Here is a 23,836-nt window from a genome sequence, read left to right as displayed (position 1 = left end):
CCGTATCCGCAGCGGCCGCCCTTGGCCAACGCCCCGGTTGACCATAGCTTGATCAATTACTTATGCTCCCCGGCGTGCAGCCGATGCGGGAACCGACGTTCCTGATCCTGACCGCGCTCGCGGGGGCGCCCCGACACGGGTACGGCATCCTCCAGGAGGTCGCCGAGCTCTCCCACGGCCGGGTCAGCCTGCTCACCGGGACCCTCTACACCGCCCTGGACCGCCTCTGCGCCGAGGGCCTCGTCGAGCCCGACCGCGAGGAGATCGTCGACGGCCGGGCCCGCCGCTACTACCGCCTCACCGAGCAGGGCCTGACCGCGCTCACCCACGAGACCGGCCGGCTGCGCGAGCTCGCCACGGCCGCCGAACAGCGGCTGCGCACCGCATCCCGCCGGCCGAGGACCGCGTGATGACGGCCCTGCAGCGGCGGTACATCCGCCTCCTGCGCGCCTATCCGCCCGGCTATCCCCGCGAGGAACTGCTCGGCACCCTGCTGGCCGCCGCCCCGCCCGACCGCTCCCGGCCCCCGGCCCGCGAGGCCGCGAACCTGATCCGGCACGGTCTGCGCGCCCGGCTGGGCCGCCCGGCCAGCCGCACGGTGGTCTTCTGGGCCCTCGCCGCGACCGTCATCGGCGCACTGTTCGGCGCCGCGTTCGCCGTGCGGGCCGGCTGGGAGACCACTCCCCCGCTGCCCGGCCCCGAGCGGACCCGGGCGATGTCCATGGAGATCCTGCCGGACCTGGCGTGGACCGACGCCAGTGCGCCGCCACCCGCCCAGTTCATCATCTACGGCCAGCCGCTGGACTGGAGCATGGCCCGGGATCTGCTGCTCGGCGACGGCGGCGAGTACAGCCAGGCCGCCGTCGGCGCCTGGGTGCCCGGCGGCCCGCACGCCGAGCGGGACAAGGCGGTCGCCGACGCGCAGGCCAACCTGGAGGCGAAGGGCTGGGCCGTCTACCCGGTCAGGTACTCCGACGCCTACAGCTGCGGCGGCCCGCCCTGCGACCCCGCGAGCATCCCGCGGGACGCCACCCTGGCCGCGCGCCGCGGCGGCCTGTTCGTCACCGTCGAGGTCTTCGCCGAGTCCACAGCGGACACCACGTTCGTCGCCGCTTCCTTCCAGCGCACCACACCGGCCGCCGTCTGGCCCTGCGGCATCGCGGGCGGCCTGCTCGCCGGGCTGGCCGCGTTCGCGCTCTTCGCCTGGGCGAGCCGGCGCACCGACGGCGAGCGGCACCGGGCGCGCGGGGCGGTCAAGAAATTCTTCGGTACCGGGCTGTTGCTGTGGTGGGCGCCGACGCTGTTCGCGCTGCCGCTCATGGTCCTGCACCACATCCAGGAGCCGCACCCGTCGTGGCACCCGATGTGGGAGTGGTTCGGCCAGCCGACCTTCTCGCTGTTCTTCGTCGCCGGCGGCGGCTGCATCCTGCTCGCCCTCGCGCTGGCCGCCCTACCGCGCCGGCGCCCCGAAGCGTTCCCGGTCCCGGCCTAGCGCGGTGAGCTGCGCGGCCGGGGCCGGGCGGCCGTAGAGATAGCCCTGCGCGTAGTGGTAGCCCAGCGCGCGCAGGGCGACCGCCTGGGCCTCGGTCTCCACGCCCTCCGCGACCGCGCGCAGCTTCAGGCCGTCGGCGATGCCGATGAGCGCATCGGCGATGACCGAGTGCTCCCCGGCGGCGGTCACGTTGTCCACGAAGGACTTGTCGACCTTGAGCACGTCGACCGGGCAGGTGCGCAGCAGGCCCAGTGAGGAGTGGCCGGTGCCGAAGTCGTCCAGCGCCACCTGGACCCCGAGGCGCTTGACCTCGTGCAGTTCGTCGAGGCCCGAACCACCGTCGAAGACCGCCGTCTCGGTGACCTCGACCATGAGGCAGGCCGGGGCCAGGCCGGCCGCACGCAGCTCGTCGCGGACCCGGGTGGCGAAGCCGGTCTCGCGCAGCTGGCGCGGGGAGACGTTGACGGAGACGTAGGCGAGCGCGTCCGGCCCGAGCTCACGCCGCCACTGGGCCGCCTGCCGGCACGCCGTCGCCAGCACCCACTGCCCGAGCGGCACGATGAGCCCGGTGCGCTCGGCGGCCGGGATGAACAGGTCCGGGCGGATCATCCCGCGCTCCGGGTGCTCCCAGCGCACCAGCGCCTCGACGCCGACGACGCCGCCGTCGCCGAGGCGGACGATCGGCTGGTAGAAGACTCGCAGCTGCCCGGTGTCCAGGGCGGTGCGCAGTTCGGCGGCGATCCGGGCCTGCTCGGCGCCGCGCTGGTCCATCGCCGGGTCGTAGGCGACCTGGCGCCCCTTGCCCTGCTCCTTCGCCGCATACATCGCCACGTCCGCCCGGCGCAGCAGCTCGGCGGCGCCGAGGCCGGGCTCGCCGACGGCGATCCCGACGCTCGCCTCCACGACCAGCGCGTGCCCGGCCGCGTCGAGGGGGCGGCGCAGCCCGGCGGCGACCGCACCGAGGAAGCGCAGCGCGGCGGGCGCGTCGGCGGCCGGGAACACCAGCGCGTACTCGTCCCCGCCGAGCCGGGCCACCAGCGCCCCGCCGGCCAGCTCGCCGAGCCGCGCGGCGATCGCCGTGAGCAGCGCGTCGCCGGTGCCGTGGCCGAGGTCGTCGTTGATTTCCTTGAAGTCGTCGATGTCGACGAGCGCGACCGCGACCCGATCCCCATGTTCCAAGGCCTCCGAGGTGTACTGCGTGAGCAGCCGCCGGTTCGGGAGGTTCGTGAGCGCGTCGTGGGTGGCCTGCCAGGCGAGCGTTTCCTGGTACTCGACGACCTCGCGCAGCCGCCCGTCGAGGGAGTGCACCAGCTCCGCGTTGTCTCGCAACGCTGTCGCCTGGCGCGCGGCCACGAGCAGCACCAGCACGACGGTGCCGACGGCGACGCCGAGGATGTCGCCGCCGCTGAGGTCCGCGTCGACGAGCAGCAGCACGCAGGTGGCGGAGACGGCGACGTAGGGCACGCACCCGGGCCGCTTGCGCCGGGCCGGCACCGGCACCGGGACCCCGGCGGCGCGGCGCTGCCGGTCCGCGGCGAAGCACAGCACGAGGCAGGTGAGCGGCAGCACGATCGGGGTGCCGTTGAGCCAGGGGCGCCCGGCCAGCAGCGGCGACATCGCGCCGCCGAGGGCGCCCGCGCCGCCGGCCGAGGCGAGCAGGTACAACGCCCGCCGGTCCAGCGGCCCGGTGCCGGTGAACGCGACCTTCACGAACGCGAACGCGCACACCGCCCCGCACGTGCCCAGCGCCATCAGGGCCCGCGCGCCGGTCACGTTCCCGCCGGACCATTCGTGCCAGTTGCGCAGCACGAAGTGCCACGCGAACGTGAGGACGGCGACGACGACCGTCGCGGAGTCCAGCCCGAAGCGCAGCCACTCCCCGCGGCTGCGGCGGTGGCCGGGGATGCGCACCATGGCCCACAGCAGCATCGCGAGCCCGGCGATGTAGAAGCCGGCGGTGAGCGTGCCGATGTGCTGGGGCTTCACGATGCCGCGCCACGTGTCCACACCGTTGCTGACCGCGCCGAGGCCGATGAGGGACATGCCGAGCGCGACGTGCCACCAGAATCGGCCGGCGCCCGGGGCGATCCCCGGTGCACGGCTGGTCTGCACGCAGGCGGTCACGGCGAGCCCGATGGCGAACAGCATCGCCACCCAGCTGAGCATCGCGGGCGTCGGGCGCGCCAGCCCGACGGCGAACCACGCCTCGGCCAGCACCGCCACGAGTGATGCCCCCACGAGCAGCCGGGTCGAACGCAGGGCCCCCACCGTCTCCACGCCGCCGAGATCGGCACCGGCGCGCCGTTCATGAACCAAACGCGCGGGCTCCGTCATGATGACAGTGCACGGGGACGACCGGTGGAGGTTGTTGCCATGGGATACCTGGACCCGCAGACCGAGGGCCCGCGCCGGCCCAGCCCGCAGCAGTTGCAGCGGCCGGACGCCGGGGTGCTGTACCTGCGATCGTACCTGCTCATGCGGGCCGTCATCGGCTTCATCGGGCTCGCGCTGCCGTTCCTGCTCGTGCTGGGCGACTTCGCGCTGGAGGGCGGGAAGCTGCGCGGGTCGCTCAGCGAGTACTTCTACACCGGCCTGCGTGACGTCTTCGTCGGCGCGCTGTGCGGCACCGGGCTGTTCCTGGTGACGTACAAGGTGTTCGAGCACAACCTCGACAACCTGCTCAGCAACGTGGCCGGGGTCGCCGCGCTCGGCGTCGCGCTGTTCAGCACCGACCGGCCGAAGGGCGCCACGATCGCGCTCACCCCGCTGCAGGCGAAGCTCGGCGAGGCGCCGGTCGCCGCCGTGCACTACACCTGCGCGGCCGTGTTCATCGTCTGTCTCGGGGTCATCAGCCTGTACTTCGGCATCCGCGAGGGCAACCGCACGCAACTGCTCGGCCGGCGCTCGCCCGAGTTCTGGCGCCGCTTCCACTTCACGTGCGCGGCGGTCATCGGGGTGGCGGTCGTGTTCATCGCGGTCACCGAGATCAGCGGCTGGTTCGACGAGTACTCGCTCATCATCGGCGAGGCCCTCGCCATCTTCGGCTTCGGCACGTCCTGGCTGATGAAGGGGCTGGAGCTGCGGGTCCTGCGCGGACCCCGGCCGCCGGAGCGGGCGCTGCGGGCGCAGGAGGCCGCCACCGCCGGTTGACGCCCCGGGCGCCTGTGGCAGATTTGATCCATGGTGACGGCCAAGCCGGCCGCCGGTGGCGGGCGCTGGGTGGAGATCTCGCCGGAGCGCCTGCGCGGCTGGCTCGACGGGTTCTACGGGCGCCATCAGGGCGCCGACGAGGCCGGCCTGGTGCTGACCGGGTCGAACAACGGCGACACGGCGACCCTGCACCCGCCGCCGGGCCTCGACGGGGTCGCGGACATCGACGCGCTGCTCGCGGGGGTCGCCGCCGCACCCCGCATCGGGCTGCTGCTGGCCCGCAAGGGCGCGGTGGCGGCCGGGATCGCCGACGGCACCGCGATCACGGCCTCGAAGGTCGAGCGCTTCCACGTGCACGGCCGCACCGCGGCGGGCGGCTGGTCCCAGCAGCGCTACGCGCGCCGCCGCGACAACCAGTCCGACGCGGTCGCCGGCAAGTCCGCCGACATCGCCGAGCGGGTGCTGCTGCCGGAGGCCGGCTCACTCGCCGCGCTGGTCTGCGGCGGCGACCGCGGGCTCGTCGACGCGATCCTCGCCGACCGGCGCCTCGCGAGCCTGGCCGCGCTGCGCCATCCCCGGCTGCTGGAGGTCGCCGAGCCGCGGCTGAGCGTGCTGGAGGAGGCCGCGGTCACGGCGCGCAAGGTGCGCATTCACCTGGTGCCGTAACGGGACGGGCCGTCCGGCGTGCTGCCGGACGGCCCGCTGGTACCGGTACCGCTGAATCTGGGGTCAGGGGAAGTTGATGACGTTGTGCGGGACGACGCTGCTCGGCAGGGCCGCGTCGCCGGTGTCGTTGACGACATGGGTGATCGAACCCTTGCCCAGCGACACCGTCAGGATGTTGTGGAACTTGACGTTGGCGTTCACCGGCGTCTCGAACGAGTGGTAGGCGGCGATGGAATCGTCGCTGGTGAAGACGCAGTAGCTGCCCATGCCCCACGCTTCGTGGGAGGTGACGGTGTTGGCGACCTTGTAGGCGGCGTAGCCGGTGATGCCGTCGTGGGACCAGGCGGCGGCCGATGGCGGGTCGTAGGGTAGTTCGTTCTGGAAGAAGATGGTCTTGCCGCCGTTGCCGTTCCAGATGACGTTGTACTTCTGGAAGTGTTCGACGAACAGGCCGTAGGCGGTGACGTTCTGGCCGTTGACGATGAGGCCGGTGTCGGAGGGGTTGGAGGTCCAGCCGGCGCCGTCGCCGTGGTCAGCCCGCCAGGACCAGATGTGGTCGATGATGGTGTTGTTGTTGTTCACGACCAGGGCGTTGGTGACCTTCGCCGCTCCCGCGCCGCCGACGCGCAGGAACACGTCGGAGATGAGGTTCGGGGCGCCGGCGTGGTTGCCGGTGGCGCCGGTGGGGCCGACCTGCAGCAGGGCCGGGGAGTTCGTCGGGCCGGCGTCGAAGAGCAGGCTGGCGATCTTGACACCGTCGACGTCTCCGACGGCCATCGGCAGGGCGCCGTTGTCCGCGACGATCGTGGCGTAGCCCAGGCCGAGGACCACGGTGCCGGCCCGGTTGATGTTGACCGTCGAGTTGAGGTGGTACACACCGGGGGTGAACAACAGGTTCAGGCCCTGGGCCACCGCCTGGTTCAGCGTCGCCGCGCTCACGCCCGGCTTGGCCACGTAGAACTGGCTGATCGGGATCGACGTGCCCGGGGTCTGCCCGTTGATCCAGGTCGCGCCGCTGCTGTTCGTGCGCAGCGACGGCACGAACACCCGGTAGCCGGAGGCGTCGGCGTACAGGTACGGCTTCTCCTGCGTCACCGGCGAGGTGGCCAGGGTGGTGTACGGCGGGTTCGGGAAGCTGTTGGCCGGGGCGCCCTGCACACCCGAGAACACCATGTTCCACACGGAGCCGTTCCAGCTGCCGATCGTGGAGTCCCGGGTGAACCACTGCTGCTGCGAGCAGGGGTTGATGTTGCCGCTGACCCGCGAGTCGGCGATGTACCCGCCGGAGGCCCAGCCGCAGTTGGGTGAGGCGAGGGTCATGCCGCCGTGCACGTCGACGCGGCGGAACGGCGCGGCCTGGGCGACGGCCCACCGGTCGACACCGGAGACCGGATAGATCGACAGGTTCTCCGCCGAGCGCCAGAAGTTCTGGGTCGCGTTGCCGGCCATCCAGCCCGCGTCGACCGTGATGTCGCCGTGGATCTGCACGTCCTGCGGGTTCTGCCCCAGACCGTTGATCGACGTGTAGAACCCGATCTGCGCGTTCAGGCCACTGTACGAACCCGGCTTGAACAGCAACTGGTACCGCTCCGTGCCGAACTGGTTCTTCTCCTGCTGGGCGAAGATCTGATCCAGCCGGCCCTGGATCGTCGCCGCGGACTGGCCCGGGTCGAACACGACCACGTTCGAGCCGAGGTCACCGCCGCCCGGCAGCTGCGGGCCGGTCGGGGTCGGCGACGACGTGGTCGGGCCGGTGCCGCCGGTGTTGACGATGAGCTCCCAGATCGAGTAGCCGTAGCCGGTGCCGCGGGCGGTGCCGTAGACGCGGATCCAGCGGCCGGAGCCACTCAGGCCGCTGAGCACCTGGTTGCCGCCGGTGCCGCCGGTGACCGTCTTGATGGTCGTCCAGTTGGCGTTGTCGGTCGACGTCTGGATCTGGAAGTCCTTGCCGTACGCGGCCTCCCAGTTGATCGTCACCTGGCAGACCGACTGGACCGAGCCGAGGTCGACGCGCAGCCACTGCGGGTCGCTCGCGGCGCTGGACCAGCGGGTGCCGGTGTTGCCGTCGACGGCCGCGGAGGCCGGGGTGCCGCCGTTCTCGGTGCTGGAGGCGTCGGCCGTCCTGCCCTGCGCCGCGTTGGCGGTGGTGTCGCACGGGCCGCCGGTCGGGTTCGTGGTGCCGAACGAGCCGTACACCTGGAACTCGTACAGCGAGTAGCCGTAGCCGGTGGAGCGGACGGTGCCGTACATGCGCACGTAGCGGCCGCTGCCGGTGACGTTCAGCGTCTGCGTCCCGCCGGTGCCGGTCGCGGTCGAGTAGACGTCGGTCCAGGTGTTGGCGTCGGGCGAGGTCTGGATCTGGAAGGACTTCGCGTACGCGGCCTCCCAGTAGAGCTTGACCTGCGAGATGGTCGCCGTCTGGCCCAGGTCGACCTGGATCCACTGCGGGTCGCTGAACGCGCTGGACCAGCGGGTGCCGGTGGTGTTGCCGTCGAACGCGGCGGAGGCGGGCGTGCCCGCGTTCTCGTCCGACGACGACAGCGCCGGCTTGCCCTGCGAGATGAGGGAGTCGGCGGCCGAGGCGGTCAGGGTCGTGGTGACCACGTACGTCGCCAGAACCACGAGCGTGGCGATGGCGGCGAGGATCAGATTTCGGCGGCGGCGGTTCGCCGTTGGCGGTGCGGCGGTGTGCATGTCTGCTCCTGATTCAGGGCATGGCGGCGCCATCGCGGGGGTGCGATGGTGACAGTTGTGTTCCGGCCGACGGGGTGTCAGGTGCGATGGGAGAGCGCTCTCCCAAGGACGAGGGTCATCCCGCAAGGCCCCGGTGTCAAGAGGTCGCCGGTTCCGGAACTGAAATTTAGAGAGCGCTCTCCTGAAGCGAGCCCTCGGATCGAACCCTGTACTCGATCCCGGCATCCCCCGCGAACCGCGTCACGGCCTCCGAGAACGCCGCGTTTCGATCGCCTTCGGCGGCCCCGAACGCCGGGTCGGCGATGAGGACCGTGAACGGCAGGGCGGCGAGCAGGTCGAGCCGTATCGTGTCCGTGCCGGTGTGGTCCAGCGCGAGCCCGACCCCGGCCGCGCGCAGCTCCCCCATCGCCCGTCGCACCGCGTCGTCGTCGGCGAGCTGCGCCGCGGGCAGCGCGAGGGTGAGCCCGTCGGGCGCGACCCCGGCCTCGTCGAGCAGCCCCGCCAGCTCGGCGGCGAACCCGGGCGAGACGAGCGCGGCCCGCCCGACCTCGATGGTGCACGGCGGCCGGGCCGCAGCGATCGCCCGCCGCAGGTCCGACCCGCGCGACTCCGGCGTCATGAGCAAACCGCTCAGATCCGGGGTGTACCGCGCGTGCGTGCCCTTGCCCCGCTTCTTCGCCGCGTACATCGCGATGTCGGCGTGGCGGAGCAGGTCGAGGGCGTTCTCCCCGTCGGCGAGGGCCGCGACCCCGACGCTGGCCGTCACGGTGAGCACGTGCCCGTGACTGTGCACGGGCGCCGCCAGCTCGGCGAGAATCCGCGCCGCCACCGCGTCCAGCGGGTCGGCCACGCCCGCATCGCCGCTCTCCCACGCCCCCGCCGGCCCATCCATCGCCGCACGCTCGCGCTGCCGCGGGCTCGCACCGCCGCCCAGCCCGTCCACCGCCCCACGCTCACCCTGCCACGGACTCGCACCGCCGCCCAGCCCGTCCACCGCCCCACGCTCACCCTGCCACGGACTCGCACCGCCGCCCAGCCCGTCCACCGCCCCACGCTCACCCTGCCACGGACTCGCACCGCCGCCCAGCCCGTCCACCGCCCCACGCTCACCCTGCCACGGGCTCGCACCGCCGCCCAGCCCGTCCACCGCCGCGCCGATCAGCACCGCGAACTCGTCGCCGCCGAGGCGGGCGACCAGGTCGGCCGGGCGGACGGCGGCGCGCAGGCGGCGGCCGACCTCGGCCAGCAGGCCGTCGCCGACCGGGTGGCCCAGGGTGTCGTTGACCGCCTTGAAGTCGTCCAGGTCGACCAGGATCGCCGCGGTCGCCGTCGCCAGGCGCTCGTTGAACAGTGTCCGGTTCGGCAGCCCGGTGAGCGCGTCGTGCGTGGCCTGCTCGTGCAGCAGCCGCTGATGCTCCCGCAGCGAGCGCAGCAGCGCGTCGTTGTCGCGGAAGGCGAGCAGCTGCCGGGCGACCACCGCCCCGGTGGCCACCACGGCCCCGACGACCACCGGCAGGCTCCCGGTCCCATCCAGGACGACCGCGACGAGCAGGAGGTTGACGGCGGCGACGGCGAGGTAGGGCAGCACGGAGTACGAGCGCCGGCGCGGCAGCGGCACGGCGGGCGCCGGGCCCACCCGGCGCGACTGCAGCACCCCGGCGAGCGCGACCATCGCCGCCTCGCCCATCGTGATGATCCCGGAGACGCCGGCCAGCCGCGGGCTGGGCAGGACGGGCACCAGCGCGGACCCGATCGCCCCGACCAGGACCACGCCGCCGAGCGCCCACAGTGCCCGCACGTCGACGGCCTCGGCGCCGACGAGGATCAGCTTCACCACGGCCAGCACCGCGAGCAGGCACAGCACGCTCATCACGAGCAGGCCGAGCACCTTGGACAGCGGCGCGTCGGAGACGACCAGCGGGCGGAGCACGAAGTGCCACAGGAACGTCGCCGAGCACACCAGCACCGTGGCGGCGTCGAGCCCCAGCCGCAGCCAGTCGCCCCGGCTCCGGCTGCGCACCGGCAGGCGCAGCAGCGCCCAGAGCACCAGCAGCAGCGCCACGGCCAGCAGCAGTACGGCCGCGGTGAGCAGCGGCCCGGTCTTGCGCCCGCCGAGGCTCGCCTCGGTGAACGGGCCGGTCGCGGGTGCAATGAGCAGAGCGGCGATGGCGAGGTGGCGCCAGAACCGGCGCCCGGCGGGGGCGAGGCCGGGGGTGCGGGCGGCGTGCAGCAGGAACCCGCCGCCGATCGCGACCCCGATCGCCCCCGGCAGCCATCCGAATACGGTGAGGCCGTCGAACCCGGCGAGCCGGGCCAGCCCCCACGCGAGGGCGACGGCGAACAGCGGGGCGTACACGGCGAGGAGCCGGCCGGATCTCACCGCCAGTCATCACCGCCTTCGCCCTCGGCCGGGAGTCTCCGGCCGCCTTACCGTTGGCTGCTCCAGTGCTGAGATGAGCGGTCTCGCCCAATCTGCTGCGGGCGGTGCGGACAGGGTAGCGCCCCGTGCCCGACACGATCCAGTATGTCGGAAAAGTGGATCATTACTCAGTTTCCAGCATCATGACGTCGAGGGGCCTGCGGGAGGTCGCCGTTGTTGACGTCCTCGTCGCGCTGGTTCTCGCGCAGGTCCGGTCATGGGCGCCTCCGGTCGGGGGTGTCCCATGAAACGCCGGCATCCGAAGCAGCCGGAGTGCCCCGCGGTTGCCAGATCGTTCGTTTCAGCGCGAGGATCCGCGCGCCCTGGTCCCGCAGCAGTTCCTCCGCGGCCTCCTGCACCTTCCGCTCGGTCACGTCCCCCGCGATCTCCACCCGCCAGTCCCGCATCCCCGCCACCCGGACCGTGACCGCACCGTCCCGCGACCGTCCACACGCGACGATCGCCGCCCGCCGCCGCACGTACTCGGTGGCCCGCCACCCCATCGGCACCGGCTCGCGATCCGCCCCCGCCGCCTCCAGGAACGCCCGCGTCCGCGCCGCCCACAGCGCCCGGCCCAGCGCCTCCAGCCCGCGCGCGAGCCGCGCCCGGTCCCGCACGACGTCCGCCCGCAGCACGACCCGCACCCGCCGGTCGTCCTCGAGCGCCCCGGCGATCGCGCCGCCCAGCACCGAAGCCCGGATCATCGCCATCCGAACAGCTCCGGCCGGTCCGCCATGAGCCGCCCGGTCGTGCGCAGCGCCTCCCCCACGGCGTCGCACCGCTGCCGGACATGGCCCCGCAACTGGGCGATCGCCTCGCGTACCCGATCCACGACCTCGACGGGATCGTCGGCGCTGAACGACGTCCGCGGCGCCTCGGCCGGCCCGGTCGCCGCCATCACCTGGGCCACCGCCGCCACCGAGCCGGCCGCGAGCGACAGTCCCCCGGTCGCGGGCATCGCCGCCACGGCCGCCACCGAGGCGACGACGGTGAAGGTGACGCTCCATTCAGTACGCGTGCAGTCGCCGCAGGCCCGCACGGCGGCCAGCCCCTGCTCGGCGATCTGGTCCGCGTCCTGCCGGGCCCGCGCCCAGATCTCCTGTTGCGCCCGCAGCGCCGAGCGCAGCACCACCCCGGCGGTGTACTGGTTGCGCACCAGCGCCGGCCACGGCTCGAGGAACCCGTCCCGGAAGCGCTGCGCCGCCGGCCCCGTCCACGCCCGCAGCGCCACGCTCACGCCGGCGAACCGGGCGAGCTCGGGATTCGCCGGTACGGCCAGATCCGAGCCGTCCCCAGTGGACAGTCCACGAAGGACGTCCGTGACGCCGTCGATCCGCGCGTCGAAGCCAGCCGGGTCCGCGAACCCGGTCAGGGGCCGGAACGCGTCGGGCACGTCGGCGAACTCCCGCTCCACGGCCCGCCGTCGGCGCGGGTCCCCGTGCATCCCGGCCATGGCGACGGCGATTGCACTGCGCCGCATGTCCTCGGCGTGCTGCATCAGCTGGTCGTACGTCACCGCCGCAGCCCGTCCCGCGCCGCGGTGTCCGCCCACGCGTAGTTCGCCGTGACCGCACAGACCGCCGCGGCCGCCTCCTCGACCTGCCGCGCCGCCCCGGCGAGCACACTCACCAACTGCGCGCGAAGGGCACACCATTCGGCGTCGTCGTGCCGCACGGCATCCAGGTCCGCCACGGCCCGCGAGTACACCCCCGCGAGCGCCGGCAGCCCCACGCGCCCGGCCCGCGCCAACTCTTCCAGCTCCACACTCAACACGGCGAGGGACAGTAGGCATCCCCACGCCTTCCCGCCAGTCCGTTTTGGCGGCTTTTGTACGCTTTCTAAGCAGGTCCCAGCAGGTCCCACCGATTCCCAGCAATGTCACGGAACACCACAACCCGTCCGTACTCCTCCACACGCGGTGACCCCTCGAAGACCACACCGTGCCCGGCCATCCGCGCATAGGCAGCATCGAAGTCGTCGACCCACAGGAAGAACCCGACCCGCCCAGCCGCCTGCTCGCCAACCCCGGCCAGCTGCCGCTCCCCGTCCGCCTGAGCGAGCAGCAGCCCAGTCCCACCCCCGGGCGGCCGCACGACCACCCACCGCTTGGCCCGCCCACCGGCAGACATCACCGAGGGCGAGTCCTCGACGAGCTCGAACCCGAGCACGTCGAGGAAGAACGCGATCGCCGGGTCGTACGCCGCCACCACGATCGTGACCAGATCAAGCCGCATCGTGCGAGCTTAGGCCCCCTCACCCCGGGGTGGGGGATACTGCGTGGGCGAGGGCCGGGGGGATGCGCTACGCTGTAGCGGCTGCTCGCGGTAGTGGACAGCACCGGGACATAGCGCAGTTTGGTAGCGCACTTGACTGGGGGTCAAGGGGTCGTGGGTTCAAATCCCGCTGTCCCGACACGGAAGATGGCTTGAGCTGGAAAAACAGGCTCAAGCCATCAGTGTTTGCAGATGATCCAAGTGGGCACTCCCCATAAACCCCCCACTTTCAGTCTTACGACGGCCCGTCGATCAAGGACGGAGAGCCCGAGCAACGCCAGCAGCCTCCTAATCTGCGGGTTGTAGGTTCAAGTCCTACGCGGCGTCCCCTTCAATAAGGCCCCAACTGGAGTTATCCGGGAATCACCCACCCACCGCCAACGACAAGCGACCCTGCCGTCGAGGTGAACCGGCCAGCGCAGCGGCCAACGAGCCGGTGATCGCCAAGCACCTATGGGACTTGCCACGGCACAGACCTCGCCATTGAATCAGGGCGAGTCAGGCAGCCGCGGGCCAGGAATGCTGGATCGGGGATGCGTCGCGACCCATCCCCGGAGCGCTACGGGAGCAGCCTCCTCTTCGATACCCAGATGGCATGTCGCCACGACTCGACCTCTAGACCAACGGATTAAAAGTCCGAATTTCGAGCATTGAGCTAGTTTCGGACAGTTACGGACCGGCGTCCGTGTTCAGGTAACGATCGCCCTCACGCACCCGCCCTGGTCCGCACATTGCTAACGCTGCGTAGCGAGTCCCCGAGATGTCGCATCGGGGACTTTCCGTCCCATCCGCGTGCGTCCGTCCAGGGTGGCGAACATCCGAGCAACTATGGAGCAACCACGACCACCCCGGGAGGATTACGCGGCCGAGGCAATGCCGGCGACGATGTGGACTGGCAACTGCCTGCGCGCTTCTCGGCTTACCGAATCATCGAGGAAGTCGAGTAGCCGCTGGGGCTGTTCGGGTTCACCGAGAGGCAGCGGTTCAACGCGTCGCCAGCCGCGGGCGGAGGCCGCCTTGATGGCTGTCAGGTAGGTGTTCTCGCTCATGCGACCCAAGGTTCGCGCGCGCATGAGAAGTGCTGCAAGGGAGACCTGCCAGTACCGTTTCAGCTCGAAGAGCTTGGGCCAGTCCACGGTCGTCGGCAGTTGGTTGACGATCTCCTCGGCTGGCATCAGCAGCGCGGCGGCGAACCGGTGAGCCTGGTTCTCGACCGCCTTGACTCCCCAGATCTGCTCGCCGTGCAGCACGAGGTGCCCGAGTTCGTGGGCGCCATCGAAGCGCGACCGGGCGCGGTCGTTCTTGTCGGCGCCGAGGACCACAACCGGGTGGTCGGGGAATGGCAAGGAGAACGCGTCGACGTCGGCGCTGCCCAGCGGGAGGCGGATGACGACGACGCCGTGCTGCTCGAGGAGGTCAACGACGTTGTTGACCGGTCCGGCGGGCAGCTTCCACGTTTTGCGGGCCTGCCCGGCGATTCGCTCGATCTCGTCGATGCCAGCGTCGAGGCCGCTCACCGGGATGCGGGGCACGTCGTTGGCCGGGAATCGGCCAGCGGCAGCGGCGTAGCCGGCCAGGTCGCGCGCCACGTGGGCGATCGCGCGGGCACGGCGCCGGTCGGCAACCGCGGTACGGCGCAGGGAGCGGAAGAATCCCTCGTGCGTTTCGGTGATCGGCTCGGCGAAGAAGCCGGTCGGGACGTTGAGCGTGGTGCTGAAGCTGGCGATGGTGGCGGCGCCCGGGCGGGCCGCGCCGCTCTCGAATTGGCTGATCGCCGCCGGGGAGACGCCGACCTTGCCGGCGAGCTGGGTCTGGCTGAGCTTCGCCAACTCGCGAGCGACGCGTAGCCGCTCGCGCTCGAACGTCGCCGTGCCCATGTGCTCTCCCGACCCCGATCTTGTCCCCGCATTCTGGCCGATCCCACCGGTTTCACCGGTGTGACGCGTGGAACACTTACCCTTCGAGTGAAGAAGTACACACCGAATCACATGTCGTGATAGTAAGTGATCGTGAAAATGGCCCCTCGGGGCTCCCTGAGGGGCGCCGCGTGCGGGACGAAGCCGGGCCGTCGATCCTCCATATCGATTTACTCGGACCGATGGGCCCGAGATGCGCAGGCCACTGGTGGCCGGGAAGAAGCGGACGTGTACGAAGGCATGCCAGAGCGTGGTGTCGTGTTCTGGCCGGTCGGCACCGGCGACAGCAGCACGATCGTGGTTACCGAGGAGATCGTCGTGCAGGTGGATCTGCACGACATGGCGAAGGCGGACAATGACGACACGCCGGAGTACGCCGTAGTCGACCGGCTCGTCGAAGTCCTCCCGGTGGTGGACGGCGAGCCGTACCTCGCGGTGTTCGTGCTGACCCATGCCGACCAGGATCACTGCCGGGGTTTCGCCGATCTGCTCAGCAAGGTACGCATCGGCGAGTTGTGGGCCACGCCACGGCTGTGGCGCGAGCTCGACGACCCGGACTCGGTTCTCTGCGACGACGCGAAGGCGTTCCAGGAGGAGACCGAGCGGCGCGTGGCCGCGATCATGAAGGCGGTCGCCGACGGGGACCCCGTTGAGTCTGGTGACCGGGTGCTGGTCATCGGCTATGACACCGACCACGACAAGCATGCCTACGACGAACTGCCGGACGAGTACCTCGCTTACCCGGGGCAAGCGATCGCCCACCTCGACGGCCGCGATGTCACCGAGTTGTTCGAGGCGTTCCTACACGCGCCGTTCAAGGACGACTGCGGGAAGGCCCGCAACGAAACCTCGGTCGCGATGCAGGTGACGCTCACCGGCGAGGACGGCCAGACGGGACAGGTCCTGCTGTTCGGCGACCTCGCACACGACACAATCATGAAGATCTTCACCTACAGCGAGGACAACGAGCGGACCGAGCGGCTCGAGTGGAACGTGTTGCTCGCGCCGCACCACTGCTCGAAGAAGGTGATGTACGTCGTCAACGAGGACGGCAAGGAGGTCCTCGCGCAGGACATCCTCGACGCGTTCGAGCGGCACGCGCTCGACGGCGCGACCGTGGTGAGCAGCAGTTACCCGGTGCCCGCGAGCAACACTCCGGGGCAGAACCCGCCGCACGCGAAGGCGAAGGCCCGCTACGCCGAGATCGCCGACGAGTTCATCTGCACGATGGAGTACCCGAACACCGCGAGCCCGCAGCCGGTGGTGTTCGGCCTGACCGGCGACGGGTTCGTGCTCGTCGACCCGATCGACGTGGAGGAGTCGAAGTCGCTCGTGGAGACGTCGCGGTCCGGCAGGCGTCTAGCGCTGGTGGCCAGCGCGGCGACTCTGGCCGGCGCGGTCTACGCCGACCAGACCCAGCAGCGGGATGTCGCTGCGGCGAGCGGCCCTGCGCAGGTGCGGGAGGCGATAACGCAGGCTCGGGGGAACGAGTCGGCACCGGGCCACGTGACCGGGTTCGGCGGTCGGTGAACCGGTGAACATGACCGACGGACAGCAGTTGGCGTTGCGTCAGCTGCGCGACATGGCCGCGGCGCGGCCGGGCGCGATCGAGATCGTTGACGTCGTGGAACCGGCACGGCTCGGTGCCACGACGCGGATCGACCTGTCCCTGAACCTGGCGGGCTTCGCGCACGCTGCCGGCGGCGTGCGAGTACGTGGCCGCGAACGGTTCATCGTTGAGGTCGACGTCCGCTTCCCGTACGCGCCGCCGTCCGTGTGGGTGTCGCACCGACGGTGGGCCGGAACACCGCATGTCAACTGGGGCCGGTACCTGTGCCTGTATGCGGCACCGTCGGTCGAGTGGCAGCCCGGCGACGGGATGCGCGGCCTGCTCGAGCGGCTGCTGTTGTGGCTGGAGAAAGCGGCCATCGGTGACCTCGACCCCGACGACCGGCCGCGCCACCCCCCGGTGGCATACGTCGGCCAGGCGGACGAGTTGATAGTCGTCCGGGCGGACCTCGGCGATCGCGTGCCATGGTCGACTCCCGACCGCGGTACGGCATACCTGGTGGCCGTGTGTGAGCAACGCGGTGACCGCTTCGACGTGATCGGCTGGGAGACCGTAGAAGAGTTCGCCCAGCGCACACCGGCACTGCATCCACGACCCGGCGGTGATGACCGGGTTGTGGTCGGGGCGGCGGCGGTACTCGTCGGGGAGGAGCCGTTCTCCGAGTACCCCGATCGGGCTGAACGGCTCGTGGCGGGCCTTCGCGGCGCGGGCGTGGACCATGAGAAGTTCATGGAGCTGATCGCCGCCGTCGCCGCCACCAACGGCGTGACCGACATGACGACCGGCGGCTCGACCCCGCTCATCGTGTTGGTCGGCACCCCGAGCCGTAGCCTCGGACACGGGCCACGCCTGGCGCACCTGATCGCCTGGCGGCTCGACACGTTCACCGAGAAGGTCGCCGAGTTGCTCACCCGGGTCAACAGGCTCGACCTCCCCGACCTGCGCGCAGACGTGCTGGACCTGGGCCGGTCGTGGTTCAACCTGGCCTCGACCGACTGGCTACGGCTCTTCGAGGACCGCCCCGAGGTCACGGTCCGCCGTGACCATGCCAGCCCAGCCGCGTGGCTGGCCGGCAAACGGATCCTGATCCTCGGGTGCGGCGCAGTCGGCGGCCCAGTCGCCGACGCCTGCGTCCGCGCCCGCGCAACCTCCGTGACCGTCGTCGACAACGGCGTCGTCACCCCGGGCATCCTGGTCCGCCAGCAATACACCGACGCCGACATCGGCTCGTCCAAGGCGGTTGCGCTCACCGCCCGGCTGGAAGCCATCTCACGCACGACCACGGTGCGACCCATGGTCCGCGACGCGGTGTCGATGTTCACCGACGACGCTCTCTTATACCTCAACGTCGACCTCATCATCGACGCGACCGCCGACATCGGTGTCCGTGCGGCGATCGAGGCCGCCCGCAGCCGCAGCACCACCGCGTGGCCGACCGTCGTCACGATGCTCATCGGCCACCACGCCAGGCGCGGGCTGGTCGCCTTGGCCCGGTCGGAAGCCACCGGCGCCGGCCACGACATCTTTCGCCGGCTCGGCCTCGCGGTCACCGGCCCGCACCGCACGGCGTTCGCTGACGTGGCCGAGGACTTCTACCCGGACCCGCCCCGAACCGCGACCTTCCAGCCCGAGCCAGGCTGCTCGACGCCCACCTTCGTCGGCTCCGCCGTCGAGGTAACTGCCCTGGCCGCCGCGATGTTCAGCGCCGCCCTCGACGCCCTCGCCAACCCTCCCGTGCCGGACGCCTCGCAGCAGCCCATGGCGGTCGCCGCCGTGCGCCTCGACACCCGTGACGACCACCCGAGTGTCGGCTGCGGCGCCGCCTGGCTCGGTTGGCCCAACGACGTCGTTGTCACCGAACAGCGCGACAACCTGCAGGTCCGGATCTCCGCGACCGCGCTGGCGGAGATGCGGGCCGAGACCCGCCGCGGCGCGCGGGTCCGCGGCGACCGGATCGAGACCGGCGGCATGCTCATCGGCGCGCTCGACGAAGCCGCGATGTGCATCTACATCGACACCGCGTCCGGGCCGCCGCCCGACAGCCGCCTGTCCGACCTGCACTTCGAACACGGCACCGACGGCGCCCAGCAACTCATCGATCACCACCTCAAGCGCAGCCGCAAGGCCAGCGGCTTCATCGGCATGTGGCACACCCATCCCTACGGCGTCGCCGCACCAAGCCCGACCGACCGTGCCGGCATGGCCGGGCTCGTCACCCCGATCACTGGCGGCCCGACCCAGGCACTCATGCTCATCCTCGCCGGCGACGACACGACCTGGACGGCCTGGCGAAGCGACGCCACCCCACCACAACCTCCCAAGTTCTACGCCGCCCTCGTCCGCCGCACCAACACCGGCTCGACTCTGCCACCGATACCCGCACCGGAAGGGCTGACCTACTACCCCGGCGGATACCGCCAGTCGCTACCCGCTGCGGCCAATACGGCGCGCCGCCGATGGTGGCGGCTGTGGCACCGGCGCCCCGCATCACCGCGAAAGGTTGACCTGCGATGACCACACCACGGATCGGTCTGGCCATCTCCGGCGGCGGCTACCGCGCGACCGCGTTCGGACTCGGCTGCCTACGCGCCCTGCACGACCGCGGCATCCTCGACAACGTCACCGTCGTCTCAGGCATCAGCGGCGGCAGCCTCGCCGCAGCGCTCTGGGCCTACGGACCCGACCGCTTCGACGACTTCGACGCGCACACCGTCGGCCTCCTCCGCCGCGGCATCCAGCTCGACATCACCCGCCGCGCGTTCACCCCGGCGGCCGTCGGCCGCAACATGACCGCCCTGCTGCGGTCCTCGATGCCGACGCCGTTCAACGGTCAGCGCACCGCCAATCGGACCGACGCGCTCCGCGACACCCTCGCCGAACTCGCGTTCGGCGACACCCTCCTCGACAAGGTGACCCACCCCAGGCTCGCCACCGTCATCAGTGCCACCGACCTGCACACCACCCGAGCGGTGCGTTTCGGCAGCCAGCGGAGCTCCTGCTCCGTCCACGGCACCATTACCGACTCGATCACCGTCGCCCAAGCCGTCGCCGCCAGCGCCGCCTTCCCCCTGCTGCTGCCCGCGATCGAACGCACCTTCACATTCACGCGAAACGGCGAAACCACAGCCCATCGGGTCGCGCTCACCGACGGCGGGGTGTACGACAACCTCGGTCTCAGCGTCCTCGAACCGGGACGCTCATCCGCCTACACCGACCACGTCTACGACTTGGACTACATCATCGCCTGCGACGCCGGAGCCGGCGCCCCGAACCCCGCCCTCGGCCGTTTCCTGCCCACCCGGCTGTACCGCGCGTTCAACATCACCTACCGCAAGACCCAAGACGCCGGTCGAGCCCGCCTCCACGAAGCCGCTCGCACCGGACAACTGCGTGGTTTCGTCCACAGCTATCTCGGCATGCCCGACCACCGACTCCCCATTCCGGTACCAGACCTCATCGCCTGCGACCGCGTCCGCTCCTACGGCACCAACTTCAAGGGCATGAAGCCCGACGACCTGCACGCCATCAGCACCCGAGGAGAACAACTGACCCGAACCCTCATCGCGTACTACTGCCCTAACCTCTAGCTGGCAAGCATCCATCGATTCGGCTGTGTACCGCAGGCTCACGGAACTAAATCCGCTCCTTCTGCGTTAGTCCCAACCCTGGCGGGGCGTTCCTAATCAGCCTTTTCGCCACTGTGACGGTCGTCCGCGCATGCCGTGGTGCCAAGTGTCGCCCTGGCCACGGGCGTCGGCGAGGCGTTTCTCGTCTTGCTCGTACCGGTATTCGTGGCGCGGCTCAAGCGGGCTCCAGTTGCCGATGGATGGACGAAGGTCCTGACCTACTGCGATGGCTGGGTCGGGCTCGACGGGCAGACGGACATGTTCGCGATCGCCGAGCTGCTCGACGGGCCGGTGACTGAACAGGCATGGATCGTCCTGGAGGCTTTTGGCGAGGGCAGCGGCCGGCAGTTCCAGCTCTCCCGCGACCGGTACCTCGTCATCGGGGCAGCCGAGTCGAGTTTGAGCGTTGTCCTGCTCGACATCACAACGCCACCCCGGTCCGCTGGGTGTTGCAGGCGGGCTCAACCCGCACGCGGAAGAACGTCAAAGGCTCGACAGTCACGCAAAGTTTTTCTGCGTGCGCAAGTTGCACGAGCGAGGGGTCGCGGATCGGATCATCAGTGTGCTACAGCTGGCCACTCACGATGTTGGAGTATGCGAATGTGGCCTCGCTCCGGCATACCGGATCAGAAGGTTAGGGTTCGAGTCCCTTCGGGCGTGCAAGATTGAGAGGCGGTTTACCTGCGGAAACGCGAGCCGACCGCCTCGTTGTCTCTATCCGCTGTGGACGGTGGGTGTCACGCGGGTGCCACGGTGGTGTCGTCGGCTCCGTTGCCTTGAGCGTTGGCAAGATCGAGGCAGACTTGAGTGAAGCATCGATCCACCCACGCCCATGGCTGCCGCCGAAGTCGGCGTTCGCCGGCTTCCGGTTTCCACCGGAGGTGATCGTCGTCGCGGTGCGCTGGTATCTGCGGTACAACCTGTCCTACCGGGACGTGGAAAAACTGCTTGTCGAACGTGGCGTCGAGGTCCATCACGTCACGGTCTACCGGTGGGTGCAGCGGTTCACCCCGCTGCTGGCCGACGCCGCCCGATTCGCCCGCCGCTCCCCAGGCAATCGGTGGTGGCGCCGTTGCATTGAGCCATCGTCAAGATCAGTCGCCGCAGAAACTGTGACTTACGGACGATCATGGCCTCGCGTGGCCCGGTGGACGGTCTCATAAAGTACCGCATAGCGGTCGCCAGGGCTGTGCGATGCGGGTCAGGTGTCGACCCGTCAGCGATCTTTGTGGAGATTCTTCGGCGCTTGATCAGCGCGAAGCCTTAATGCAACAGCGCCCTTTGCCGTCAGCGACGGCTGGTGCAGCCGCAGCATTGTAATGCCAGCCTCGCTTAACTGTGTCGGGTCGCCGACGACGGCAGCCTCACCGCTGCCCGGAATGCGACGAGCGCGAACGCCAGCAGGATGACGCCGGTGACGGCGTGGTGGACGACCAGTGACCACAAGCCCGCGACGCCGTCATTGGCGGCGATGCTCAGGAAGAGTGCTGTCAGCACGGCGAACACGACGGTCAGCGGTCTGGCGACTGTGCGCCGGTGAGCGAAAGCGCCTCCGTTCCGCCTCGACAGGAACTGCACGATCGTCACCAGGCCGAGCACGGTGAGTCCGAGCGCGAGGGCGGTCAGGGTCACCGTCACCAACCCGAGCAGGACGCCGATGCTGTTGAATCCGCTCACATACACGGCGCAATCGCGATTGTCGCCGCTCAGTGGTGTGGTGCAGTCCGCGACGTACCGGCTGGACAGCGCGCGCGTGAAGGCGCCAAGGAAGCCGGCGATGCCGTAGCCGGCCAGGCTCACGCCGAGCACGGTCGCTGCCGTGGTCAATGGCCCGGTGGCACGAGCACCGGCTCGCTGGGTGACCTCGGGTGGGCCGAAGCGGGCGACCGCTTCGCGTTCGGCGGCGGTGGGGTCGAGTCCGCGGGCGCGGGCGTCGGCGGACGCGGAACGCAGATGGTCCTCGGTCTCGGTGAGCATGCGTCGTCCAGCCGCCCCGGTGCCGGCCAGGCGGTCGAACATGTCGTCCAGGTACGCGTCGACGGGTCCGGCGTCGCCCTCGTTCACAGCGCCCATCGGGGCCGCCCTTCCAAGAGTGGTGGGTCGATCGGTGCCAGGAGTGCCTGCACGCCCTTGGCGAAGCTGGCCCACTCGGCGCTCTTGCTCGCCTGTGCCGCCGCGCCGGCGGCGGTGACCCGGTAGACCCGGCGGCGCCGGGTCGAGGTCTCGTCCCAGCGGCTTTCGATGAGGCCGTCGCGCTCGAGTCGGTGCAGCGCCGGGTAGACGGTGCCCTCCGGTAGGTCGAACGCGCCGTCGGAGCCCTCGCGCAGGGCGGTGATCAGTGCGTAGCCGTGTGCGGAGCCGCTGCGGGTGAGCGCGGCGAGCAGGAGCAGGTCGAGATGTCCCCGCAGATCCATACCTAGGAGACTAGGCATAGGCACGCTAGGTGTCAACGGACTCGTGACGTCCGGCACCATGACCGCACCACCGGAGAGCCGTCGTCGGCATCGTTCCGCGCCTACGTCCAGAGCGCTTATCTCAGCAAGACCATGCATTACGCCGCTGACCATGCAGGCCCTGCTCGTCCCGAGCCCGTCCTGGCTCTGTTGCGTTCGCCGATAGGCAAGATCGAGGCAGACTTGAGCAGCGAAGTTTCCAAGCCGACGGCCGCCATCGCCATCGCAGCCCGCATTCGTCGGGTTCCGATTCTCGCCAAAGGTGATCATGGTGGCGGTCCGGTGGTACCTGCGGTACGGCCTCTCCTACCGCGATTTCGAAGAACGGCGCTGTTGCCTTGCCGGATCGATGGCCGCGTCGGGTCCGAGGTCAGATCGCCCGGGCGAGTTCGGTGAACGCAGCGTGTACCGTGCCAAAACTCGTCGCACATGGTGTGAGCTGCTGTTTCGCAACAGTAGCGCAGGATGGTAGGCGTGTTTGTTCGGCTGCTGCACCTGAGTGCGGTCCGGGTGTTCGGCTGGTTGCCGCAGGCCACGCGGAGCGAGTCCATGCTGGTCGCCGAACTGTTGGTGCTGCGCCACGAGGCGGCGGTACCGCGACGGCAGATCGGCCGGCCACGGCTGTCGTGGCCGGAACGGGCGGTGCCGTCCGCACTGGTCCGGGCTCTGCCGCGGAACTGTGGCAGCATCGGATCGTCACCCCGGCCACCCTGCTGGCCTGGCACCGCCGGCTGGCCCGCCGAAACTGGACCTACCCGAACCGGCCCGGCCGACCACCGATCAGCGCCGACATCCGTGACCTGATCCTGCGCCTGGCCAAGGAGAACCCCAGCTGGGGACACCGGCGCATCCAAGGCGAACTCGTCGGGCTCAGCCACCGCGTCAGCGCCGGCACCATCCGCCGCATCCCCGCCCGATCAAGGACGGCCCCGCCCCACGTGGGATCGACACGAGTTGGCGAACCTTCCTGCACGCACAGGCGTCCGGACTGCTGGCCACCGACTTCTTCCACATCGACACCATCACGTTGCGACGGCTGTATGTGCTGTTCGTCATGGAGATCACAACCCGGCGGGTGCACATCCTCGGCGTCACCGCCCACCCGACCGTTGCCTGGACCACCCAGCAGGCCCGCAACGGTCATGGACCTCCACGACGCCGGCACCACGGTGAAATACCTGATTCGGGACCGCGACAGCAAGTACGCGGCCCGCCTCCGACGCGGTCCTCGAGGACGAAGGCATCGCGATCACGAAGACGGGTGTCCGCGTACCGCGCATGAACGCGATCATGGAACGCTGGGTGCGCTCATGCAGAGCCGAACTCCTCGACCGGACCCTGATCGTGAATCAGGCCCACCTGCTGCACGCGCTCCACGACTACGAGACTTTCTACAACCAACATCGGACCCACCGCGCGCTGCACGCCGCAGCGCCCTTACGCCCCCTGCCCCAGCCGATCACCGAACCGGACCGGCTCGACCACCTCGACATCCGACGACGCGATCGACTCGGCGGCATCCTCCACGAGTACGAACACGCTGCCTGAGCTGCATAGACGAGGTTTTCGGCACGTAC

General features: G+C 70.4%; 19 protein-coding genes, 1 tRNA gene and 2 pseudogenes. 11 read left to right on the top strand and 11 right to left on the bottom strand.

The features are described 5' to 3' along the window. Positions 1–83: 83 nt before the first annotated feature. Together ACQPY0_RS20245 and ACQPY0_RS20240 are read left to right on the top strand one after the other, a co-directional pair. Positions 84–410: a PadR family transcriptional regulator gene (locus tag ACQPY0_RS20245; protein ID WP_432995307.1), complete on the top strand. Its 327-nt coding sequence runs from the start codon at positions 84–86 to the stop codon at positions 408–410. Then, entirely contained in the window at positions 410–1,492 is a 1,083-nt protein-coding gene (locus tag ACQPY0_RS20240; protein WP_432991059.1) for a hypothetical protein, read from the top strand. Before ACQPY0_RS20245 ends, ACQPY0_RS20240 begins: the two co-directional genes overlap by 1 nt. Here ACQPY0_RS20240 and ACQPY0_RS20235 read toward each other — a convergent pair. Beyond that, positions 1,451–3,826 carry a putative bifunctional diguanylate cyclase/phosphodiesterase gene (locus ACQPY0_RS20235; protein WP_432991057.1) on the bottom strand — a complete coding sequence of 792 codons (2,376 nt, stop codon included), beginning with the start codon at positions 3,824–3,826 and terminating at the stop codon, positions 1,451–1,453. The genes ACQPY0_RS20240 and ACQPY0_RS20235 overlap by 42 nt on opposite strands. A gap of 39 nt (positions 3,827–3,865) precedes the next feature. On the opposite strand from ACQPY0_RS20235, the gene ACQPY0_RS20230 reads away from it, so the two are divergent. Further along, on the top strand, positions 3,866–4,642 hold the full coding sequence (locus ACQPY0_RS20230) for a hypothetical protein (RefSeq protein WP_432991055.1): 777 nt from the start codon (positions 3,866–3,868) through the stop codon (positions 4,640–4,642). 30 nt (positions 4,643–4,672) lie between these two features. Next, positions 4,673–5,308, top strand: a complete 636-nt coding sequence (locus tag ACQPY0_RS20225; RefSeq protein WP_432991053.1) for an acVLRF1 family peptidyl-tRNA hydrolase — start codon at positions 4,673–4,675, stop codon at positions 5,306–5,308. A gap of 63 nt (positions 5,309–5,371) precedes the next feature. Here ACQPY0_RS20225 and ACQPY0_RS20220 read toward each other — a convergent pair whose 3' ends face one another. The 6 genes from ACQPY0_RS20220 to ACQPY0_RS20195 all read right to left on the bottom strand — a co-directional run bounded on the left by ACQPY0_RS20220 (position 5,372) and on the right by ACQPY0_RS20195 (position 12,655). Further along, positions 5,372–8,002 (bottom strand): discoidin domain-containing protein, encoded by a 2,631-nt coding sequence (locus ACQPY0_RS20220; protein ID WP_432991051.1) that lies wholly within the window; start codon positions 8,000–8,002, stop codon positions 5,372–5,374. Between the two features lie 166 nt (positions 8,003–8,168). Then, complete coding sequence (locus ACQPY0_RS20215) at positions 8,169–10,382, bottom strand: diguanylate cyclase domain-containing protein (RefSeq protein ID WP_432991049.1); 2,214 nt, start codon at positions 10,380–10,382, stop codon at positions 8,169–8,171. Positions 10,383–10,636: 254 nt separating this feature from the next. After that, positions 10,637–11,131, bottom strand: coding sequence for a hypothetical protein (locus ACQPY0_RS20210; protein WP_432991047.1), 495 nt, complete (start codon positions 11,129–11,131; stop codon positions 10,637–10,639). After that, entirely contained in the window at positions 11,122–11,937 is an 816-nt protein-coding gene (locus tag ACQPY0_RS20205; protein ID WP_432991045.1) for a hypothetical protein, read from the bottom strand. Before ACQPY0_RS20205 ends, ACQPY0_RS20210 begins: the two co-directional genes overlap by 10 nt. Beyond that, entirely contained in the window at positions 11,934–12,194 is a 261-nt protein-coding gene (locus ACQPY0_RS20200) for a hypothetical protein (RefSeq protein ID WP_432991043.1), read from the bottom strand. The genes ACQPY0_RS20205 and ACQPY0_RS20200 overlap by 4 nt, the downstream gene beginning before the upstream one ends. Before the next feature lie 65 nt (positions 12,195–12,259). Then, the gene (locus tag ACQPY0_RS20195; RefSeq protein WP_432991041.1) at positions 12,260–12,655 is read right to left on the bottom strand and encodes a VOC family protein; all 396 of its coding nucleotides are present in this window, start codon (positions 12,653–12,655) and stop codon (positions 12,260–12,262) included. Between the two features lie 104 nt (positions 12,656–12,759). Between ACQPY0_RS20195 and ACQPY0_RS20190 the strand changes: the two genes are divergently transcribed. Beyond that, positions 12,760–12,833, top strand: a tRNA-Pro gene (locus tag ACQPY0_RS20190). A 718-nt stretch (positions 12,834–13,551) separates the two neighbouring features. Here the strand turns inward: ACQPY0_RS20190 and ACQPY0_RS20185 are convergent. Then, positions 13,552–14,571, bottom strand: coding sequence for an XRE family transcriptional regulator (locus ACQPY0_RS20185; RefSeq protein WP_432991038.1), 1,020 nt, complete (start codon positions 14,569–14,571; stop codon positions 13,552–13,554). Positions 14,572–14,850: 279 nt separating this feature from the next. Between ACQPY0_RS20185 and ACQPY0_RS20180 the strand changes: the two genes are divergently transcribed. From ACQPY0_RS20180 to ACQPY0_RS20170, 3 genes are read left to right on the top strand one after another with little or no spacing between them, the layout of a single operon-like run. Next, positions 14,851–16,140, top strand: a complete 1,290-nt coding sequence (locus tag ACQPY0_RS20180) for a hypothetical protein (protein ID WP_432991036.1) — start codon at positions 14,851–14,853, stop codon at positions 16,138–16,140. A gap of 10 nt (positions 16,141–16,150) precedes the next feature. Beyond that, entirely contained in the window at positions 16,151–18,694 is a 2,544-nt protein-coding gene (locus ACQPY0_RS20175; protein ID WP_432991033.1) for a ThiF family adenylyltransferase, read from the top strand. Continuing rightward, a complete protein-coding gene (locus ACQPY0_RS20170; RefSeq protein ID WP_432991031.1) occupies positions 18,691–19,767 on the top strand; it encodes a patatin-like phospholipase family protein in 1,077 nt (358 codons plus the stop codon). Before ACQPY0_RS20175 ends, ACQPY0_RS20170 begins: the two co-directional genes overlap by 4 nt. A 776-nt stretch (positions 19,768–20,543) precedes the next feature. On the opposite strand, the gene ACQPY0_RS20165 is transcribed toward ACQPY0_RS20170, so the two are convergent. Continuing rightward, the gene (locus ACQPY0_RS20165) at positions 20,544–20,780 is read right to left on the bottom strand and encodes a hypothetical protein (RefSeq protein WP_432995956.1); all 237 of its coding nucleotides are present in this window, start codon (positions 20,778–20,780) and stop codon (positions 20,544–20,546) included. Between ACQPY0_RS20165 and ACQPY0_RS20160 the strand changes: the two are divergent. After that, positions 20,691–20,873 (top strand): annotated as a pseudogene (locus ACQPY0_RS20160) (IS6 family transposase); the annotation flags it as partial. The gene ACQPY0_RS20165 and the pseudogene ACQPY0_RS20160 sit on opposite strands and share 90 nt — an antisense overlap. A 265-nt stretch (positions 20,874–21,138) precedes the next feature. Here ACQPY0_RS20160 and ACQPY0_RS20155 read toward each other — a convergent pair. Together ACQPY0_RS20155 and ACQPY0_RS20150 are read right to left on the bottom strand one after the other, a co-directional pair. Further along, positions 21,139–21,879, bottom strand: coding sequence for a hypothetical protein (locus tag ACQPY0_RS20155; RefSeq protein ID WP_432991029.1), 741 nt, complete (start codon positions 21,877–21,879; stop codon positions 21,139–21,141). Beyond that, a complete protein-coding gene (locus tag ACQPY0_RS20150; RefSeq protein ID WP_432991027.1) occupies positions 21,867–22,220 on the bottom strand; it encodes a PadR family transcriptional regulator in 354 nt (117 codons plus the stop codon). The genes ACQPY0_RS20155 and ACQPY0_RS20150 overlap by 13 nt, the downstream gene beginning before the upstream one ends. Before the next feature lie 265 nt (positions 22,221–22,485). Here ACQPY0_RS20150 and ACQPY0_RS20145 point away from each other — a divergent pair. Continuing rightward, a pseudogene (locus tag ACQPY0_RS20145) lies at positions 22,486–22,584 on the top strand (IS6 family transposase); the annotation flags it as partial. Positions 22,585–23,537: 953 nt separating this feature from the next. Further along, positions 23,538–23,807: an integrase core domain-containing protein gene (locus ACQPY0_RS20140; protein WP_432991025.1), complete on the top strand. Its 270-nt coding sequence runs from the start codon at positions 23,538–23,540 to the stop codon at positions 23,805–23,807. The last annotated feature ends 29 nt before the right edge of the window (positions 23,808–23,836 follow it).

Source organism: Dactylosporangium sp. CA-233914 (assembly GCF_050942935.1).
Lineage (GTDB): Bacteria > Actinomycetota > Actinomycetes > Mycobacteriales > Micromonosporaceae > Dactylosporangium.
This window is presented reverse-complemented; position numbering and strand designations above follow the sequence as displayed.